We start from the raw sequence: 274 nt of genomic DNA on the forward strand, positions 1-274 counted from the left end.
CTTATCATGAATGGTTGCTTTATTTTGTAGAAAAGTTAGAACAAAAATACAAGTCTTTGTCAAAAGTATGAAATTTTATTGCTAAAGTATAAAATATTTTTTTGATTGCACGATATAGCATTTAACAAGTTCATGGATGAGCTTGAATTTTTTTAAAAGGATTTAAAATGGGATTTCGTATTAACACCAATGTTGCAGCTTTAAATGCAAAAGCAAGCGCTGATTTAAATAGTAAAAGTTTAGATGCTTCTTTAAGCAGACTTAGTTCAGGTCT

General features: G+C 28.1%; 2 protein-coding genes. Both read left to right on the forward strand.

The features are described 5' to 3' along the window. Positions 1–71, forward strand: a 71-nt coding sequence (locus CCO88_RS11100) for a hypothetical protein (RefSeq protein ID WP_420170065.1), incomplete at its 5' end; no start/stop codon positions are given. Positions 72–167: 96 nt separating this feature from the next. Continuing rightward, the coding region (locus CCO88_RS10785; RefSeq protein ID WP_002782559.1) for a hypothetical protein at positions 168–274 on the forward strand (107 nt) is incomplete at its 3' end.

It is taken from the genome of Campylobacter coli LMG 9860 (genome assembly GCF_000254135.1).
Classification (GTDB): Bacteria; Campylobacterota; Campylobacteria; order Campylobacterales; family Campylobacteraceae; genus Campylobacter_D; species Campylobacter_D coli.